Here is a 17,969-nt window from a genome sequence, read left to right on the forward strand (position 1 = left end):
CGCAGGGGTTAACGACCCTGAATGACCATCAGCTCGCCGATGTTTTCGCGGGTTATGTAACCGATCATACGACCGCCATGGCTCAGAACTGCAATCGCCGGCGCACCATTGTGCAGGTGTTCCAGTACGTCCTCAAGGCCGGTTGTCAGCAAGACTGTGGGAACGTCAGCATCCATGATCGAGGTCGCGGGCGCAGTTCTGGGCTGGTCGCTTGCCAGAGCGGTGAACAGGCGATCGCGTGTCACAAAGCCCAGCAAAGTGTGATTTGGGTCCAGTACCGGAAACTCGTGCTGTGTGGTGTGAATGACGGCTTGCGCAGCTGTGCTTAGCGTATCGCTGGGGGACAGGGCATGAAATTCAGTGATCATCGCGTCACGAGCCAGAACACGGCGGACCGCGGATCGCAAAGCGACATCCTGGCTTTCTGCATTCGCTGCAAAGAACACGAATACGGCGATCAATACCAGAATTGGATTGCCGGAGCTCAGCCCTAGAAATCCAAACCCGACAGCGACAATCTGGCCACCAACCGCTGCAATTCGGGTGGCTTTGACGCGATTCATGCGCAAACAGAGAAGGGCGCGAAAAACGCGGCCTCCATCCATTGGGAAGGCCGGGATCAAGTTGAAGATGGCCAAAAGCAGATTGATATAGGCCAGCTTGTCCAAAATCCTCACATTTGGTGATTCCAATTGCGCGAGGGTCTCAAGCGGCATCCCTGCACCAAGCACGGCAAGGCCAATGAAGATAGCGATATTCACTGCCGGACCCGCAAGCGCCACCAGAACCTCTTGCATCGGTTTTTCCGGCATTCTCTCAAGTCGGGCCAGGCCACCGATGGGCAGAAGGGTGATGTCGGGGGTTTTGATACCATAGCGCCGCGCCATAAGAGCGTGACCGAACTCATGCGCGACAACGCAGGCAAACAGGGCCAGAACAAAGAGAAGGTTCTCAATCGCGGCTGGCAGGCCACCGGTCGAGAATGCGGCAAAACCGACCCAAGCCAGCAGCAGAAAAAAGGTGACATGGACCCTCAGTTCGGAACCGAGCAATCGGCCGAGAGAGAAGGACCATGTCATATTGTTACTCCGCTTTGGTTAGAACGGAATCTCGTCATCGTCGATTCCGCCCGAGGCTGGTGCCGCAGAGCTGGAAGGACCGCCATAGGGGTCATCGTAACCGCCACCGGCCTGGCCACCACCATAACCGCCGCCGCTGCCGCCACCGCCTTCACCACGACCGTCCAGCAGGGTCAGTTCCCCGCGATAGGGGCGTAGGACAACCTCGGTCGTATACCGATCCTGACCGGATTGATCCTGCCATTTGCGGGTTTCCAGCTGGCCTTCGATATAAACCTTGCTGCCCTTGCGCAGATATTGCTCGGCGATGCGGGCCAGCGGTTCCGAGAAGATGGCAACCGAATGCCACTCTGTCCGTTCGCGCCGCTCACCTGTGTTGCGGTCTTTCCAGTTCTCCGAGGTGGCAATGCGCAGGTTGCACACTTTGCCGCCGTTCTGGAACGACCGGACCTCGGGGTCGCGGCCAAGATTTCCCACCAGAATGACCTTGTTGACTGAACCCGCCATGTAAATCCTCGTTCTGTTCTGCGTAAATGCGCCGAATCTGACGCAATGAGTTTCGTGAGACCCTATACGGCCTGCATCATGGTTGAAAACAGTTGATACAACACTGTCGAATAAGAGTCTTACTGTACTATTTACCAAGCTTTCATTTTTTGCGGGAATACCTATACTCCCACTGGTTTTGATCGAGCAGGATAAGCAAAGATGCGTTCTTGGGTTGCTGGGTTTTCCGTTGCCTGCCTTGTATTGGCCGTTGCGCCGGTGCAGGCACAAACATTGTCCAGCAAAAGCCGCAAGGATATCTTCCTGAAGCAGGCGAAGGTTCTGGATTCTCGTGCGGCAACCCAGTACCGCGACTCGGCCCGGCTGAAACCCAAAACAACGCGTGATCAGGTCAGCAAACGGTATTCAGGAAAATATCGTGGAGAATATCTGGAAATCGCACGGCGTGTTGCTCGCCTTCACAACATCCCTGAAGATCTCTTTTTGCGTCTGGTGCAGCAGGAAAGTGGATGGAACCCACAGGCGAAGTCACATAAAGGTGCGTTGGGATTGGCGCAGCTTATGCCACAAACGGCCGAGCTTTTGGGCGTAAACCCGCATGATCCCAAGCAGAACCTCGAAGGCGGTGCCAGATATCTGTCTTGGCAGTACCGCAAGTTCAAATCGTGGCCTTTGGCGCTGGCGGCCTATAACGCGGGTCCTGATGCGGTTGAAAAGCACGGTGGGATCCCGCCGTACAAGGAAACCCAGAACTACGTGAAGGTTATCTGGGGCGGCTGAAACTGATGCTGCGCTGCAGAGTGTCGTATTCTTGATTCAGTGCAACGCCTCCAACTAACCTGACAGGGTATCGCCCAGTAACTGGTGAGGCCCCTCATGCCTGTTGATCATCCGCAGATTCCCAAAGAAACGCTGGCAAACTGGCAGCAACTTGTTGATCTGGTCGCAGAACTGGCCGACGTGCCCGCAAGCCTGATCATGAAAACCGACGCGCCGGATCATGCGGTTTTGATCACATCCGATCACCCCGAGAATCCATATCCGGTCGGTCTGAGTTTCCAGTTGAACCCCAAGCTATACTGTAAGGGTGTTCTGGAGCGTGACGGAGAGTTGGTGGTCGAAGACGCCAAATGTGATCCGGTTTGGGCGGACAACGACGACCTGGAACACGGAATGACCTTTTACATCGGCTTACCGCTGAAATGGCCCGATGGATCGGTGTTCGGCACAATCTGTGTTCTGGACCGTAAACAGAACCGGCGGGCCTTGTTATTCCGTGAGGGGTTGGCGCAGTTCGCGCGCATGGTCGAGTCGGATTTGGCTTTGTTGCAAGAGGTTTATCTGAGACGCGCGTTGGAAGAGAAACTGAACGAAACACTTGCCCAGCTTGAAACGCGTGTTTCGGATCGAACCCGAGAGCTGCAGGAGACGAACACAGCGTTGCGCGTATTGCTCTCAAGTCTCGACGATGACCGCAAGAACCGGGATCACGAAATCGTCGAGCAGGTTCGCAGCAGAGTTTTGCCGTATCTTGAAAAGGTTCGGGCGCAGCTTTCAGGGGATGAGGCGCAGTTTGTCTATCTTGAGCTGGCCGAGAAGAACCTGAACGAGATCACGTCTTCGCTGTCTGACAAGTTGACGGATGCCTTTGCGGCAATGACCCCGACAGAAATGGAAATTGCTCAGATGGTCATGTTTGGGAGAACCACGAAGGACATAGCCAAGGCCCTGTCCCGAGAGACGTCGACAATCGATTTTCACCGCAACAACATTCGCCGAAAACTTGGACTTGAGGGCCGGGATAAAAACCTGCGCAGTCACTTGCTCTCGATTTCGTGAATGTCGAATATGGGGATTGCCCCCATATTCCACCCCTATTTTTTCGGTCTGAGCCGATGTGCTTTAGCTTGTTACCTTTTGGGATGAGGTGCGGAAAAAAGGCGCACGTCCAACAGAGAGGTACATAGATATGGATCGCAAGGATCTGAAGCCGACCATCCTGAAAGGGGACAGGGATCATCTGGCACCGGGTTTGTCTCGGCGGTCATTTTTCATGGCGGCAGGTGCTGCCGGTGTTGGCGCGACCGCTTCAGTGCTGGGGGCGAAACCGGCCGAAGCGCAATCGCAAGCCTGGTTGCAGCCAGGGAACAATAACCATGTGATTGACCTGCAGGGATCGACGGGTCAGGCCAGTGCCGGAGTTGTCGGTATCGATTATTATGGCCATTGCGCCATCAAGATCACTTCGCCCAACGGCGCAACGGTCCTGCTTGACCCCTGGCGTGATGACCCGTCGGGCGCGTGGGGGCTTTGGTTCCGCAATGAATTCCCCCAGATTCCGGTAGACATTACCCTGTCGACCCACGCGCATTTTGATCACGACGCGATCGAACGCCCAAGCTCGACCATGGTTCTGGACAGGATGGTGGGCAATTTCGAGTTCGCCGATATCAAGATCACTGGTTTTGCTGATAAACATGCCTGCGTGGCGCCGGGGTGGTACAACTGGACCAATGCACTGGCCGAGTTTGGGGTCGATGCCTGCCCACCGAACAATGTGGGTCATATGGATATGGTGGTCTATCTGGTGGAAACAGGCGGCATTCGTACGCTGATCTGGGGTGACAATCGCCATAACCCACCGCAGGAGTTTTGGGACGCCGTCGGACAGGTCGATGTTCTGACCCTGCCGGTAGACGGGTCGCAACATATCCTGAGTTTCGATCAGGGTAATGACATCGTGGCCAAGCTAAAGCCCAAGATCATTATCCCAACCCATTACCTGAATGAAGTCACGTCTTACACGCTGACCACGCTGCAATCTGCGGACGAGTGGGTAAAGGGGCAGAAAAGCTATCAGATGCTTGACAGTGCCAGCCTGAAACTGGAGGCCGGAGAGATTTCAGGCATGGATCAGGAGTTCATGCATTTCGGCAACAACGTCATGACCGGCTGAGAGTCTTGTAGGGAACCACCACTCACAAGCGTCGCCGGTCTCCTCGTGACACGCGGCGCTCACAGAAAGGGCCGGTCAACGACCGGCCCTTTCCAGTAAAGATCCGCAAACCTATTCAGCCGCGACTTTGATCACGGGTTGCATCCGTGCCAGCACCTCTTCGGACAAGTGGCACTTTACCTGATGACCCTCGGCCAATGTCTGCACTGGCGGTACATGCGACTCACAGCGACCGTCAGGCACTTCGGACTTCCAGCGACACCGTGTCTGGAACGGGCATCCCGGTGGCGGGTTCATGGCCGAAGGGATATCACCCTCCAGTACGATGTGCTGCTTTTCGACCGATGTATCGGCGATGGGAACAGCACTCAGCAGCGCTTCGGTATAAGGGTGGTAGGGGGGTGCAAAAACCTGGTCAGTTGTGCCCAGCTCGACCACGTGGCCCAGATACATCACCATTACCCGGTCGCTGAGGTATCGCACGATGGAAAGGTCATGGCTGATGAACAGCAACGTGGTTTTGTGCACGCGCTGAATTTCCATCAGCAGGTCGGTCACCGCAGCTTGCACGGAAACGTCCAGCGCTGATACGGGCTCGTCGGCCACCACGATGCGCGCATCACCAGCAAAGGCGCGCGCGATACCAACGCGTTGCTTCTGGCCACCTGACAGCTGACGCGGCATCCTGTCTGCAAAGGCGCGCGGAAGTTTCACCAGATCCAGCAGCTCCAGCATCCGCTTCTTGCGATCAGCCTCGGAATTGCCAACACCGAAGATTTCCAATGCCCGGATGATTTGGCGCCCAACGGTCATCGACGGGTTCAGCGTGTCGAACGGGTTCTGAAACACCATCTGAACTTCACCAACGGTCTTTGCGTCACGCTCTTCTATGGGCACTTGTTCGATATTGCGGTTGTCCAGCAGAATCTGCCCATCCGTGGCCGTCTCAAGACCCATCAGAACTTTGGCGAACGTGGATTTGCCGCAACCGGATTCGCCCACAATGGCCAACGTCTCGGATTCATGCGCCTCGAAACTGAGCGTTTCGTTTGCTTTCACAACCTTCTTTTCGCCACCGCCGAACAGGGCGTTTGCCGCAACCTCATAGTATTTCTTGAGGTTGTCCATCTTCAGAACGACCCTGCCGATCTCACCTTTCTCTTTCTGTTCACCCACCGTGATCGGTGCGTTCCAGTCGATCTCTTTGAATTTCAGGCAACGGGTATGGTGCCGGTCATTTCCGGGCACTGCCTCCATCAGGATGTCCTTGGCGTCACAGCGACCCTCTTCGAAATAGTCGCAGCGCGGGCCGAAATTACAACCAGGGGGCCGCTCATGGGGTAGAGGAAAGTTCCCCGGTATAGCCACCAGCGGGCGCGAATTCTTGTCGGCCCCCGGCAGCGGGATCGACCGGAACAGGGCCTGCGTATAAGGATGCTGCATCTCATCAAACACATCCTTGATCGAGCCGCGCTCGACCGCCTCACCTGAATACATGACGCAAAGCCGGTCGCAGGTTTCCAGAACCAGACCGAGGTTGTGCGAAATGAACAGCATCGAAGTGCCGTATTTCTTACCCAGATCCTTCACCAGTTCGACCACGGCAGCCTCAACCGTCACGTCAAGTGCCGTCGTTGGCTCATCAAGGATCAGCAGCGCCGGTTTTGACATCAGTGCCATCGCGATCACGATCCGCTGTTGCTGACCGCCTGACAGCTGGTGCGGGAACGAGTTGAGCATTCGCTCTGGGTCCGGCAGGCGCACATCGGTGACAACTTCCAGAGCGCGCGAATACGCTTCTTCTGCGCTGACGCCCTCGTGAATCATGGGCACTTCCATCAGCTGCTTGCCGATCTTCATCGCCGGGTTCAGCGAGGCCATCGGCTCCTGATAGATCATCGCGATCTCATTGCCGCGTATGTCGCGCAATTCATCTGAACTCATTTCCGCCAGATCACGACCCTTGAACTTGATCGTACCGCCAACGATGCGACCGTTTTTACCAAGGTCCTGCATGACGCCCAGCGCCACCGTGGATTTACCGCAACCAGATTCACCGACCAGACCAACAGCTTCACCGGGTTGGACGCTGACTGAGAAATCCATCACAGCCGGAATTTCCCGCAGGCGGGTAAAGAAGGAAATCGACAGCTTGTCGATCTCAAGGATCGGGCCGTCATAATCCGCCATCTTGCTCATCTTGTATCTCCTCACCAGATCGAGGGGATCCCATTCATCTGGCTAAAAATATCTCGGGGGGTCCGGGGGGCTGGCCCCCGGTCGCTTTCACATCAGTCTTTCAGACTTTCTTCGCGCAAACCGTCGGCCAGCAGGTTCAGACCCAGAACCAGCGTCAACAAGGCCAGCGCGGGCGGCAGAGCAGGGTGCAGGTAGATCGACAAAAGCTTGCGCCCCTCGTTGATCGTCGACCCCCAGTCAGGGCTTTCGGGCGGCAGGCCCAGCCCAAAGAAACCTAAGGTTCCCAGAAGAATGGTGGTATAGCCAATGCGCAGGCAGAAATCGACGATCAGCGGGCCACGCGCGTTGGGCAGGATTTCCCACAGCATGATGTACCACGGACCCTCGCCACGGGTTTGTGCTGCCGCCACATAGTCACGGGTTTTGATGTCCATCGCCAGTCCGCGCACAATGCGGAACACGGTGGGCGAATTCACAAAGACCACCGAGACAAAGACCACCAGAATACCGCCTGGAATATCGAAAAGATCCAGATAGGTCGGCAGACCCCAGATACGATAGGCGTCGGTATTGATGATGTAGCCACCGGTCGAAATCAGAGACAGGTAGAACCAACCTGCAACCCCCAAAACTCCGATCAGCAGCGGTGTTCGGAAGTTCGGTCTGGTATAGTAGCGTGAGTTCAGCAGCACGCCGAGGAATATGATAGGGAATACGAACAAGACAGCCGCCATGTAGTTCGGCACACCGGTCGCAACGATCTCAGGTGTGACCAGCAGATAGAACAGCAGGATCACTGGGAAGGCCAGGATCAGGTTTGCAAGGAAGGACAGCAAAGTATCCAGCCGACCACCGTAGTAGCCTGCCGGCAGACCCAGCGTGATGCCAACCATGAAGGCAAATATCGTGGCAAGCGGGGCGATCTGAACAACAATCCAAGCCCCTTTGACCATGCGGCTGAACACGTCGCGGGCCAGGTTGTCGCCACCCAGCAGATACCAGGCGTATTGACCGTCCTCCAGATTGGACAGTGGCGTCCCTGGCACTTTGTTCTTCATGCCCGAGACCTGCGACAGCGGATCATGTGTAACGATCAGATCCATCGCGCCGAAAATCCCGGTGAAGACCCAGAACATCACAAGGCCAAAGCCAATCATGCCGATTGGACTGTCAAACAGTTTGCCGTAGAGGCCAAGCTTGCGTTTGAAAGCGATCGACATGGCATAAAGGATGATCAAAGACACCCATACGGGCAAAAACTGCTGGGACATGGCGCCAATTATTCCGGCGCTGGTGCCCATCAGAACGCCTAGCACAATATAGGCGAGTGCGATTCCTACACTGGCCAGGAAACTGTAACGCAGCGCCAATTGTATCAGTGTCCGCAGGCCTGAGCTTGAGCTCAACGTACCGTCCGGGTTCACCGTCATCTGGTCTTCGGGCAGCACGATGCTGGCCAGCATCCATACGGCAATGGACAAGAGCATCAGCGCAAGGCCAAGTGCAAAAAGCGGGTTCAGGAAGGCGATAGAGCCGGTCCAGGTAAGTGGTTCCATGATCTAACCCTCCTTAAGAAATGCGTATGCGCGGGTTGAGGTAGACATAGCCGATATCAGAGATCAGCTGGGTCACCAGCACCACAAAGACCGACACGACCGAAATTGCCAGTAACAGCTGAATGTCGTTATTGCCCGCGGCCTGAACCAGCGCCCAGCCGAAGCCCTTGTAGTTGAACAGGGTCTCGACGATCACCACGCCATTCAGCAGCCAGGGGAATTGCAGCATGATGACGGTGAACGGTGCGATCAGCGCATTACGCAGCGCATGTTTCATGACGATATTGGGGAAGGACACACCTTTCAGACGCGCCGTCCGGATATATTGGGCGGTCATCACTTCAGTCATCGAGGCGCGGGTCATCCGGGCAATATAACCCATCCCATAAAGCGCAATGGTCAGGACCGGCAGGAAGAAGTTTTCAAAGGTCGGGTTCTCCATCGCTTGCGTGGCCGTACCCTTGAACCACTTCAATCCAACTGCAGAAGAGGTGAAGATGGCGATAAAGATCACGCCCGAGACGTATTCCGGTGTCGCCGTCGTTGTGATGGCGAAGGTCGACAACGTCCTGTCGGTGGCAGATCCTTCTTTCATTCCTGCCAAAACACCAAGGATCAACGCAGACGGAACCATCAGCAGCATGACCCAGAGCATCAGACGGCCAGTCAGAGCCAATCTGTTGCCAACAACGGTCGAAACCTCTTCCTTGAAGACAGTCGAATAGCCCCAATACCCTTGCAGGATTCCGCAGAAATTCGGAGATTCCTCGGCGGTTTTGCCCGGCAGAATGCATCTTCCCTGAACGGTTCCGTCTTCATTCGTGTACCGATATGAGGGCAGGACACCCAGCCATTCGCCGTATTTTATCGGAGTGGATTGGAGGTAACCATTTTTGTTCAGGTAGCTCTCAACCTGCTCATCCGACATCCGAAAGTTGCCCTGCGTTTTCGCCAGCTTTTCGAGGTTCGGATAGAGGTTGGTTAAGAAGAAAACCAGGAATGTCAGACACAATGCCGTCAACAGCATGATGCCAACGCGCCTTAGAATGAAAAGTCCCATATTTGCCCCTGTGGGTCGGCTAGCGCGGGTTTCATGGAACGCCACGCTTAGCTGTTATTATTTGTTCGCCGCATTCAGGAAGAAGAGGCCGCGCCGAGGTGGCGCGGCCTTTTGTGTTTTGGCTCAGGACGTAAAGCCGAACTTATAAAGCTGCGGCAGGTCAGCGATATGCTTTTCAACACCCACCAAATTGTCGCGATGATGGCGCATCGCAGTCCGCCAATAAGGTTGGATCGTGACACCTTCGTCGATCATGATCGCCTGCAGTTTGGCCATCACTTCGCGACGCTTATCTACGTCCGCGATCGAGTTTGCTTCAGACAACAAGGCGTCGAACTCTGCATTGGCGAAACCTGATTCATTCCAGGCAACACCTGACTTGTAGGCCAGCGCCAGAACCTGGGTGCCCAATGGGCGGTGGTTCCAGTTCGTCGACGAGAAGGCGTATTTCGTCCAGTCGTTCCAGAAAGTTGATCCCGGCAGAACTGTGTGCTTGGCCTTGATGCCAGCGTCGTTCAGTTGCGCTACAACCGCAGCTGTGGTGTTACGACGCCAGTCATCGTCGATCGATTGCACTTCATGCTCAAAGTCACCCATACCCGCTTCGTCCATCAGGGCTTTCGCGCCGGCAGGATCATACGGAATGCGAGTTACGGCCGAGTCATGTTCAGGGTGCATTGGCCCGACGTGGCAGTTGTCAGCCGGAATGCCATAACCCGACATACCCAGTTCCAGACACACTTCGTTGTCCACCGCCATGGCTAAAGCCTGACGAACGCGCTTGTCGCCGTAGATTTTGTTACCGTTTTCGTCCTCCGCCAACTGGTTCGGCCGGATAACGATGGTGAAGCCCGACGGGATTTCCGAGCGCACAAGCCCAATGCCGTCGAAGATGTCGACGAATTCGCCAACAGACTCCCAGTTCATGTCGATCTCTTCGGCCTCATAAGCCGCAAGGAATGCAGCCGGGTCAGTGCCGTAGTCGATGAACTCGATGCGGTCTATATAGCCGCCTTTGCCGGCCTCATAACCCCACCATTCGAATCCTTCGTTGCGCACCAGCACGCCTTTGACGCCAACTTCGTGGCTGTCGGGCAGCATGAAGCCTGTGCCGACCGGGTTTGAAAGCATGTCGTTTGCATCAAAGCTGCTATGAACGATAGGAGCGGGATAGTCCGCCATGCCCGGGATGATCGTGATGTCAGGCGCGTTGCACTTCAGTTTTACAGTATGGGAGTCGACAACGGTGATCGCACCGTCCGCAGCTTGCTGAGTGCTTTCGTCGATAAGCGACGCCATACGCGATGCCATCGAGTTGCCTTCCAGACCAGCGTCACACCATCCAGCGATGTTGCGGGCCACGTCTTCGGCTGTGAAATCGTCGCCATTGTTCCACTTTACGCCCTTGCGAACGTTCAATGTGTATTCGGTGGCATCGGCGTTAGCTTCCCAGCTTTCCAGCAGCATCGGCTTGAACGAGCCATCGTTGTTGTATTCGACGAGGTACTCCAGCCAGCCAGCTGTGAAAGTAGCAATTTGCGTCCAGTCATAAGTCCGCGGATCTTTGAGCGCACGCACTTCCATCTGATAGCGGATGGTGCCGCCGCGCTGCGGCTCTTGCGCCGCCGCAGGCGACTGCAGACCGATCAATCCATAGGCTGCCGGTACCGCGACACCCAGCGCCGTCGCGCGGGCCAGAAATTCCCGGCGGCTAAGCTTGCCGTCACGGTATTCCTGCGCGTGCATCTCGGCCGCCCAGTGCACCTTGTCTGTGGTGATTGCCGTATTGGTCATAAATGTCTCCCTGTGACATTGATTTTGTTGATTTGTTATTGTTCTAAGCGACACGGGCTTGTCCTGTCGAAAGAAAGAAGGGTTCCGGTTTTTGGACTCTGTGCATCCCCATGCCGCTATTCGGCACCAGAATTCACTTAACGTCAACGTTCGGAATCGACATAAAATGCACAAAAGCGACGTTCCCGCAGTGTTGATACTTTGGCGCGGATTTTGTCATGTGGCGCTTCGTCAGGAGAAATCCTTGCGGAGATTCTGTGTCAAATCACTGATAACAGACGAAAAACTAATTCGTTTCCGTTGATCCGTTTACTTTGGTTGTCAAATCTTGTGGAATGAACAACACTAGATATCACTTTGAGAAATCAACGTGATTCCATGTTTTCATTCTGGCCCGGAACCACGTGCGTTGGCGTTTGGCAAATTGCCTGGTCGAGATTGTGGCCCTTTCACGGGCCTGATCCAAAGTCAGTTTTCCATCCAGATAGGCCATAAGCTCTGGCACACCAATGGCTTTGCAGGCGGGAAGAACGGGGTCGAAACGATCCCGCATGGCGCGAACTTCGTCGATTGCGCCCAGTTCCAGCATCTGGTCAAAACGGCGTTCAATCCGGTTCAGAAGCCACGCTTTGTCGACGTCGAAAACGATTGGAACCACATCTTTCAGCCGTAAGATTGGCGGTGGAGTATCGGCCTGCCAGGACATCAGGCTGCGCCCCGTGGCACGCTGCACTTCCCAAGCGCGCTGCACGCGCGCGCGGTTCTGTATATCCAGACCAGCCAGAGTCTGTTCGTCAACCCCGGCAACAAGATCAGCAAGGGTCAGTAAGTTTGCTTCGGCCCGCACCTGCACTGGGGTAGCAGGGATCTCGGCCATGCCTTCGGTCAGGGCCGTGAAATACAATCCTGTGCCGCCGACGATGATTGGCCGCTGGCTCCCGGTCAGCAGTGGCACCACTTCACGCAGCCAGTGACCGGCTGAATAATCCTGATCATAGGCGATGTGACCATAGAGCAGATGCGGTGCGCGTTCTTCTTCTTCGGCAGATGGTCGGGCCGAAATCACGCGCCAACAATCATAAACCTGACTTGCATCGGCATTGACGATGACCCCGCCATGGCGTTCGGCGATCTCCAGTGCCAGCGCTGATTTCCCGGATGCTGTGGGCCCTGCAATCAGGACAGGCTTGTCATCGGGAATAGGGGGCAATTGCCGAAATATCGCGTCTGTTGATCGCCGGGTCATATGCGGTTGCCTCAATCCTCACCAACCGCATTGAACCTGCGGAGCTTTTGCTTCATTTTGCGCCGGAAATTAACCCCGTGCCAGCCCGGAGCGCAACATGAGCCTTTCCCCGTCTTCTGAAACTGCCGAAACCCCGAAAACCACATACAAACGTGTCATGTTGAAAATTTCAGGAGAGGCATTGATGGGAGATCAGGGCTTTGGCCTGCACCCTCCAACCGTTCAGCGCATCGCGCAAGAGGTGAAATCGGTTCACGATCTGGGTGTTGAGATCTGCATGGTTATCGGTGGCGGAAACATTTTCCGGGGCCTGAGTGGGTCTGCTCAGGGTATGGAGCGGACCACAGCAGACTATATGGGGATGTTGGCCACGGTGATGAACGCACTGGGTATGCAGTCAGCCCTGGAAGAGATTGGGGTGTTCACGCGGGTTATCTCGGCCATTCGGATGGATGAGGTGTGCGAGCCGTATATTCGCCGTCGTGCCGTGCGGCACCTTGAAAAGAAAAGGGTGTGCATCTTTGCTGCCGGAACCGGTAACCCGTATTTCACCACCGACACCGCGGCGACATTGCGCGCCAATGAAATGGCATGCGAGGCGATTTTCATGGGCAAGAACGGTGTCGACGGCGTTTACGACAAGGATCCCAAGCAACATGCCGACGCGGTGCGCTATGACACGGTCACCTATGACGACGTTCTGGCCAAGCGCTTGCGGGTCATGGATGCGTCGGCCATCGCGCTGGCGCGTGACAACAACCTGCCTCTGATCGTCTTCGGTCTGGATGAGCCCGGTGGTTTCCGTGGTATTCTTGCAGGCGAGGGGACGTATACCAAGGTTCAGGGTTGAGGCCCGAACGAGACTTGGCCCAGAGTATGAGCAACTCAGCCCTGGCAGTCCCGCCGGGGCTTTTTCTTTTGCTTCAGCTTGACGGTCGCGGATGGCGCTGTCTAAGTAACGGTGTCCTTCTGCGGTGAAGGGCTGCCCGGTGTTTCGTCAGTCCATGACGCAAGCACAGGCTGGGCTGGAAGACCTGCCATGATTTCTGAGATGTCCGGAAACATGAGCGGGCATCTTGTTGATATGACAGCACAACTAAGGAGCAATGAGGCATGAGCTCTCTGGATATCAATTTCGTTCGGGCACAGTTTCCGGCTTTTTCCGAACCCAGCCTGAAAGGACAGGCGTTTTTTGAGAACGCGGGCGGGTCTTATACCTGCAAGCCGGTGATCGACCGTCTGACTCGGTTCTATACACAGCGAAAGGTTCAGCCCTACGCCCCGTACGAGGCCAGCCGTCTTGCAGGCGCAGAGATGGATGAGGCACGCACGCGCATGGCCGCCATACTGGGTGTTGAAACCGATGAGCTGAGCTTTGGCCCATCGACAACTCAAAACACCTATGTTTTGGCGCAGGCATTCCGGCAGTGGATGAAACCCGGCGAGGCGATTGTCGTGACCAATCAGGATCACGAGGCAAATTCTGGCCCTTGGCGCCGTCTGGCCGAGGCAGGGATTGAGGTGCGGGAATGGCAGATCGATCCGGAGACCGGATCACTGAACCCGCAGGATCTGGAAAATATGTTGGACGAAAAAGTGCGTCTGGTCTGCTTTCCGCATTGTTCCAATGTCGTGGGAGAAATTAACCCGGTCACCGAGATCACTGCGATTGCCCACGCGGCAGGCGCATTTGTCTGCGTGGACGGCGTATCTTATGCCCCGCACGGGTTTCCGAATGTTGGCGATCTAGGGCCGGATATCTATCTGTTTTCGGCCTATAAAACGTACGGCCCTCATCAAGGCTGCATGGTCATTCGCCGAACATTAGGAGAGTTGTTGCCCAACCAGGCGCATTATTTCAACGCCGATGTTCTGTATAAACGCTTTACCCCGGCAGGCCCGGATCATGCCCAGATTGCGGCAAGTGCAGGTATGGCCGATTACGTCGAGCTTCTGTGTGCTCATCACGGCGGGCCTGACATGGGCGCGGCAGAGCAGGGTGCATTTGCCCATGATCTGATGCGCGCGCATGAGGTGTCCTTACTGCAACCGGTTCTGGACGCGGTAAAGGATCGCAATGCGGTGCGTCTGATCGGCACATCAGACGCCACCCGGCGCGCGCCGACCGTTGCGCTGTCGTTGAACCGCCCGGCTGAACCTGTTGCGGCGGAACTGGCGCAATACGGCGTTATGGCCGGTGGCGGCGACTTTTATGCTGTGCGCCCCTTGAAAGCGATGGGAGTAGATCCGGCAGAGGGCGTTTTGCGGGTCAGCTTTACGCATTATACCTCGCAGCAGGAGGTTGATCAGCTTTTGGAGGCGCTTGAACGCGTTTTGTAATCCACTTTCCGCCGGGATTCGTAGAATGAAGAAACCAACTGGGCGAATATGGAAAACGAGCATTCTCCGATCATCTTATGGTTCCGACGGGATCTGCGCCTGTCGGACCATCCGGCGTTGACTGCAGCTGTCGCAAGCGGTCGTCCGATCATACCAGTTTTTGTTCATGACCCTCTTGTGCGACACCTTGGCGCGGCCCCGAAATGGCGGTTGGGGCTGGGTCTGGGGGTCTTTAGCGACGCTCTGACGAGGCTGGGTAGCCGCCTGATCCTGCGGCGTGGCGATGCGCTTGAGCATTTGCAGACACTTGTTAAAGAGACGGGCGCAAAGGCTGTCTATTGGTCGCGGGCCTATGATCCGGCGTCGATCAGACGCGATACACAGATCAAAACGGCTCTGACCGAACTGGGGGTATGCGCAAAGTCTTTTTCCGGTCATTTGCTTTTTGAGCCCTGGACGGTAGCAACAAAACAGGGCCAGCCGTTTCGTGTCTACACCCCTATGTGGCGCGCGATTCAGCGGCGGGACGTGCCCGCGCCGGATGCGTTGGTGTCACGCTTGGCAGCGCCAGCTACCTGGCCTTCCAGTGACAGACTAAGCACCTGGCAGATGGGTGCGGACATGAATCGGGGTGCTGCAATCGTGCGTCCCCATGTCCAACCCGGCGAGCAGGCCGCCCGCGATCGCCTTGAGCACTTTCTCGACCATATCCCCCGTTATTCCACTGACCGTGACCGATTGGATTTGGAAGGAACATCAAACCTGTCAGAATACCTTTCATTGGGCGAGATCGGGCCACGTACAGTCTGGCACAGGGTTCAACAGGCTGCGATGATGGGAACCCCCGGCACTGAGGCATTTCTGCGGCAGATGGTCTGGCGTGAGTTTGCCTATCACCTGATGTATCACTCACCGCATCTGCTGACCGAAAACTGGAAAGCGGAATGGGATGATTTCCCCTGGAACGTCGATCCGCACCATCCTGAAGTTGCCGCCTGGAGGCAGACCCGAACCGGAATTCCTGTCGTCGATGCTGGCCTGCGACAGATGTATGTGACAGGCCGTATGCATAATCGGGCCCGGATGATTGTTGCCAGCTACCTGACCAAACATCTGATGACACACTGGAAAATCGGGATGAGTTGGTTCGAGGATTGCCTGATTGACTGGGACCCGGCCTGTAACGCCATGGGCTGGCAGTGGGTTGCTGGGTCAGGCCCCGACGCGGCACCTTTCTTTCGCATATTCAACCCTCAAACGCAGGCGGAAAAGTTTGATCCGCAGGGGTCTTACCTGCGGCGCTGGATCGCCGAAGGCCAGACGAAACCCAGTGACATTGCGCTTTCTTATTTTGCTGCGGTTCCCCGGTCATGGAACCTGTGTCCGCAGGCGGATTATCCCGAACCTGTCGTGAAACTGGCAGACGGTCGAAACCGCGCCTTGCGTGCGTATGAAAGCCGAAAATCCCACTAAGGAACTGAAAACTTGCCAGAAACAAAATCGCGCCCTAGCCTGATAACTGTACCGCAGAGGGGAGAGCGGATGGTGCTGACGACGACAGAGGGGCAGTCGGATCTGCCCAGGTATTTCGCCCAGGTCTTCAAGATGCTGACCCGAATGGAGTCGGGGCGGTTGGACATTACATTGCCCGATGGCCGCACTTTTCGCGCTGAGGGGCCCAAGGCAGGGCCCGTCGCCCAGATCGACATTCACAACGGAGATGTTTTTGCCCGCCTGATCCGCGAAGGCGAACTGGGTTTTTCTGATGCCTACCTTGAGGGACATTGGAGCACGCCAGACCTCCGCTCATTCATGGATCTGGTCCATTTGGGGTCTGAGACCGTCTATGACGGATTTACTGGGAAATTTCTTGTTCAGGCCTATGAACGGCTACGGTTCTGGCTTCACCGTAATAACAGGACGCAGGCGAAGAAGAATATCTCGTACCACTATGATCTAGGTAACGACTTCTACGGTTTGTGGCTGGATGACACGATGACCTATTCCAGTGCCATTTTTGAGACCGGGCAAGAAAGTCTGGAGAAGGCGCAAACTGCCAAATACGCAAGCCTTGTCGATGAGATGGGGGCCAAACCCGGCGACCACATTCTGGAAATCGGATGCGGATGGGGCGGTTTTGCCGAATATGCCGCGAAAGAACGGGGCCTGCATGTAACCGGCCTTACGATCAGTGAGGAACAATTTAAATATGCGAAAGAGCGTATTGAAAAAGCAGGACTTTCGGATCAAGTGACGTTCAAGTTGCAGGACTATCGCGACGAGCGTGGACAATATGATGGCATCGCCTCAATCGAGATGTTCGAGGCGGTGGGCCAAAAATACTGGCCGGTTTATTTTGAAACCGTTCGTGAGAGACTGAAGCCGGGGGCACAAGCGACCTTGCAAATCATAACGGTGGGTGACCACCGCTGGGATTACTACAAGAACGGTGTAGATTTCATTCAGAAATACATCTTTCCGGGCGGAATGCTCCCATCACCTTCGATCCTGCGGCAGCAGATCAATCAGGCCGGTCTAAATGTGGTGAAGTCGAAAGAATTCGGCAAAAGTTACGATCTGACACTGCGGAGATGGTATGAAACGTTCAACGCAAAATGGGAACAGATCGCAGATCTGGGGTTTGATGAGCGTTTTCGCCGCATGTGGAATTATTATTTGACGGCGTGTGGCGCAGCCTTTGACACGCGCAATTGCGATGTGACACAGATCACCGTAGCAAAGCAAGTTAACTGACGGACCGTTATATGCCCACTGCCTCGCGTCTCGTAGCCGCCGTTTGCCTCATCGTGCTGGCCTTCATTGTCTCTGGCATGATCATCGAAAACGGTGAAGAAGGTAAGGATTATGGGTACTTTACCGTGGTCAACATGGCCCTTGGTGCGGTTTGCGGGTGGGGCATCATGGGTAAGCGGGCCGGGCGCGGTTGGACTGCTGCGATCAACAATGGGCTGACTGGTGTCGCCTCGATGATTTTCTGGGCGCTGTTCGTGCAGGGCTGTTATGAAATGTTCCGGCTTGCCATGCGCAATCGTTACGGTGGCCCGTTCGAGGCCATACTGGCCATTTTCAAAATCGGGATTGAGTACGGTAAGCTGCTGATTTATCCGGAAATCCTGATTGCATTCCTGATTGGTGCCGTTGTCTCGGGGCTGGCCACAGAACAGGCCAACCGTTCGTGGCGCTGATCCGTTTCCTTACAAGAGAGATCGAA

At 55.6% G+C, this 17,969-nt stretch carries 15 protein-coding genes; 8 read left to right on the plus strand and 7 right to left on the minus strand.

Annotated features, from left to right (window positions below; translation table 11 throughout):
* Nucleotides 1-8: 8 nt before the first annotated feature.
* Together ACR0NZ_RS02775 and ssb are read right to left on the minus strand one after the other, a co-directional pair.
* Nucleotides 9-1,079, minus strand: coding sequence for a site-2 protease family protein (locus ACR0NZ_RS02775; RefSeq protein WP_480516792.1), 1,071 nt, complete (start codon nt 1,077-1,079; stop codon nt 9-11).
* A gap of 18 nt (nt 1,080-1,097) precedes the next feature.
* Entirely contained in the window at nt 1,098-1,586 is a 489-nt protein-coding gene (gene ssb / locus ACR0NZ_RS02780; protein WP_480472412.1) for a single-stranded DNA-binding protein, read from the minus strand.
* A 201-nt stretch (nt 1,587-1,787) separates the two neighbouring features.
* Here ssb and ACR0NZ_RS02785 point away from each other — a divergent pair, with 201 nt between their 5' ends.
* From ACR0NZ_RS02785 to ACR0NZ_RS02795, 3 genes are all read left to right on the plus strand, one after another.
* Complete coding sequence (locus ACR0NZ_RS02785; protein ID WP_267363904.1) at nt 1,788-2,366, plus strand: lytic transglycosylase domain-containing protein; 579 nt, start codon at nt 1,788-1,790, stop codon at nt 2,364-2,366.
* A 96-nt stretch (nt 2,367-2,462) separates the two neighbouring features.
* Nucleotides 2,463-3,425 carry a LuxR C-terminal-related transcriptional regulator gene (locus tag ACR0NZ_RS02790; RefSeq protein ID WP_480516794.1) on the plus strand — a complete coding sequence of 321 codons (963 nt, stop codon included), beginning with the start codon at nt 2,463-2,465 and terminating at the stop codon, nt 3,423-3,425.
* A gap of 130 nt (nt 3,426-3,555) precedes the next feature.
* A complete protein-coding gene (locus ACR0NZ_RS02795) occupies nt 3,556-4,542 on the plus strand; it encodes an MBL fold metallo-hydrolase (RefSeq protein WP_480516796.1) in 987 nt (328 codons plus the stop codon).
* A 111-nt stretch (nt 4,543-4,653) separates the two neighbouring features.
* Here the strand turns inward: ACR0NZ_RS02795 and ACR0NZ_RS02800 are convergent, their stop codons facing one another.
* The 5 genes from ACR0NZ_RS02800 to miaA all read right to left on the minus strand — a co-directional run bounded on the left by ACR0NZ_RS02800 (nt 4,654) and on the right by miaA (nt 12,397).
* Nucleotides 4,654-6,741 carry a dipeptide ABC transporter ATP-binding protein gene (locus tag ACR0NZ_RS02800; protein ID WP_480472418.1) on the minus strand — a complete coding sequence of 696 codons (2,088 nt, stop codon included), beginning with the start codon at nt 6,739-6,741 and terminating at the stop codon, nt 4,654-4,656.
* A 92-nt stretch (nt 6,742-6,833) separates the two neighbouring features.
* Nucleotides 6,834-8,297: an ABC transporter permease gene (locus ACR0NZ_RS02805; protein WP_480472420.1), complete on the minus strand. Its 1,464-nt coding sequence runs from the start codon at nt 8,295-8,297 to the stop codon at nt 6,834-6,836.
* Between the two features lie 13 nt (nt 8,298-8,310).
* Nucleotides 8,311-9,357: an ABC transporter permease gene (locus ACR0NZ_RS02810; protein WP_480472422.1), complete on the minus strand. Its 1,047-nt coding sequence runs from the start codon at nt 9,355-9,357 to the stop codon at nt 8,311-8,313.
* Between the two features lie 123 nt (nt 9,358-9,480).
* Entirely contained in the window at nt 9,481-11,151 is a 1,671-nt protein-coding gene (locus ACR0NZ_RS02815) for an ABC transporter substrate-binding protein (RefSeq protein ID WP_480472425.1), read from the minus strand.
* 352 nt (nt 11,152-11,503) lie between these two features.
* Nucleotides 11,504-12,397, minus strand: coding sequence for a tRNA (adenosine(37)-N6)-dimethylallyltransferase MiaA (gene miaA, locus ACR0NZ_RS02820; RefSeq protein ID WP_480516798.1), 894 nt, complete (start codon nt 12,395-12,397; stop codon nt 11,504-11,506).
* A gap of 97 nt (nt 12,398-12,494) precedes the next feature.
* On the opposite strand from miaA, the gene pyrH reads away from it, so the two are divergent.
* The 5 genes from pyrH to ACR0NZ_RS02845 all read left to right on the plus strand — a co-directional run bounded on the left by pyrH (nt 12,495) and on the right by ACR0NZ_RS02845 (nt 17,943).
* Nucleotides 12,495-13,247 carry a UMP kinase gene (gene pyrH / locus ACR0NZ_RS02825; RefSeq protein WP_209504110.1) on the plus strand — a complete coding sequence of 251 codons (753 nt, stop codon included), beginning with the start codon at nt 12,495-12,497 and terminating at the stop codon, nt 13,245-13,247.
* Between the two features lie 263 nt (nt 13,248-13,510).
* The gene (locus tag ACR0NZ_RS02830; protein WP_480516800.1) at nt 13,511-14,737 is read left to right on the plus strand and encodes an aminotransferase class V-fold PLP-dependent enzyme; all 1,227 of its coding nucleotides are present in this window, start codon (nt 13,511-13,513) and stop codon (nt 14,735-14,737) included.
* A gap of 48 nt (nt 14,738-14,785) precedes the next feature.
* Nucleotides 14,786-16,210, plus strand: coding sequence for a cryptochrome/photolyase family protein (locus ACR0NZ_RS02835; RefSeq protein ID WP_480516802.1), 1,425 nt, complete (start codon nt 14,786-14,788; stop codon nt 16,208-16,210).
* A 69-nt stretch (nt 16,211-16,279) separates the two neighbouring features.
* A complete protein-coding gene (locus ACR0NZ_RS02840) occupies nt 16,280-17,491 on the plus strand; it encodes a class I SAM-dependent methyltransferase (protein WP_480516804.1) in 1,212 nt (403 codons plus the stop codon).
* Nucleotides 17,492-17,502: 11 nt separating this feature from the next.
* Complete coding sequence (locus ACR0NZ_RS02845) at nt 17,503-17,943, plus strand: TrgA family protein (protein WP_480516806.1); 441 nt, start codon at nt 17,503-17,505, stop codon at nt 17,941-17,943.
* Nucleotides 17,944-17,969 lie beyond the last annotated feature (26 nt).

It is taken from the genome of Ruegeria sp. AE3 (assembly GCF_056542225.1).

Excerpts from the sequence above, each read along its gene's own strand:
- ACR0NZ_RS02775 (WP_480516792.1), bottom strand. The coding sequence starts at position 1,079 with ATGACATGGTCCTTCTCTCTCGGCCGATTGCTCGGTTCCGAACTGAGG.
- ssb (WP_480472412.1), bottom strand. The coding sequence starts at position 1,586 with ATGGCGGGTTCAGTCAACAAGGTCATTCTGGTGGGAAATCTTGGCCGC.
- ACR0NZ_RS02785 (WP_267363904.1), top strand. The coding sequence starts at position 1,788 with ATGCGTTCTTGGGTTGCTGGGTTTTCCGTTGCCTGCCTTGTATTGGCC.
- ACR0NZ_RS02790 (WP_480516794.1), top strand. The coding sequence starts at position 2,463 with ATGCCTGTTGATCATCCGCAGATTCCCAAAGAAACGCTGGCAAACTGG.
- ACR0NZ_RS02795 (WP_480516796.1), top strand. The coding sequence starts at position 3,556 with ATGGATCGCAAGGATCTGAAGCCGACCATCCTGAAAGGGGACAGGGAT.
- ACR0NZ_RS02800 (WP_480472418.1), bottom strand. The coding sequence starts at position 6,741 with ATGAGCAAGATGGCGGATTATGACGGCCCGATCCTTGAGATCGACAAG.
- ACR0NZ_RS02805 (WP_480472420.1), bottom strand. The coding sequence starts at position 8,297 with ATGGAACCACTTACCTGGACCGGCTCTATCGCCTTCCTGAACCCGCTT.
- ACR0NZ_RS02810 (WP_480472422.1), bottom strand. The coding sequence starts at position 9,357 with ATGGGACTTTTCATTCTAAGGCGCGTTGGCATCATGCTGTTGACGGCA.
- ACR0NZ_RS02815 (WP_480472425.1), bottom strand. The coding sequence starts at position 11,151 with ATGACCAATACGGCAATCACCACAGACAAGGTGCACTGGGCGGCCGAG.
- miaA (WP_480516798.1), bottom strand. The coding sequence starts at position 12,397 with ATGACCCGGCGATCAACAGACGCGATATTTCGGCAATTGCCCCCTATT.
- pyrH (WP_209504110.1), top strand. The coding sequence starts at position 12,495 with ATGAGCCTTTCCCCGTCTTCTGAAACTGCCGAAACCCCGAAAACCACA.
- ACR0NZ_RS02830 (WP_480516800.1), top strand. The coding sequence starts at position 13,511 with ATGAGCTCTCTGGATATCAATTTCGTTCGGGCACAGTTTCCGGCTTTT.
- ACR0NZ_RS02835 (WP_480516802.1), top strand. The coding sequence starts at position 14,786 with ATGGAAAACGAGCATTCTCCGATCATCTTATGGTTCCGACGGGATCTG.
- ACR0NZ_RS02840 (WP_480516804.1), top strand. The coding sequence starts at position 16,280 with ATGGTGCTGACGACGACAGAGGGGCAGTCGGATCTGCCCAGGTATTTC.
- ACR0NZ_RS02845 (WP_480516806.1), top strand. The coding sequence starts at position 17,503 with ATGCCCACTGCCTCGCGTCTCGTAGCCGCCGTTTGCCTCATCGTGCTG.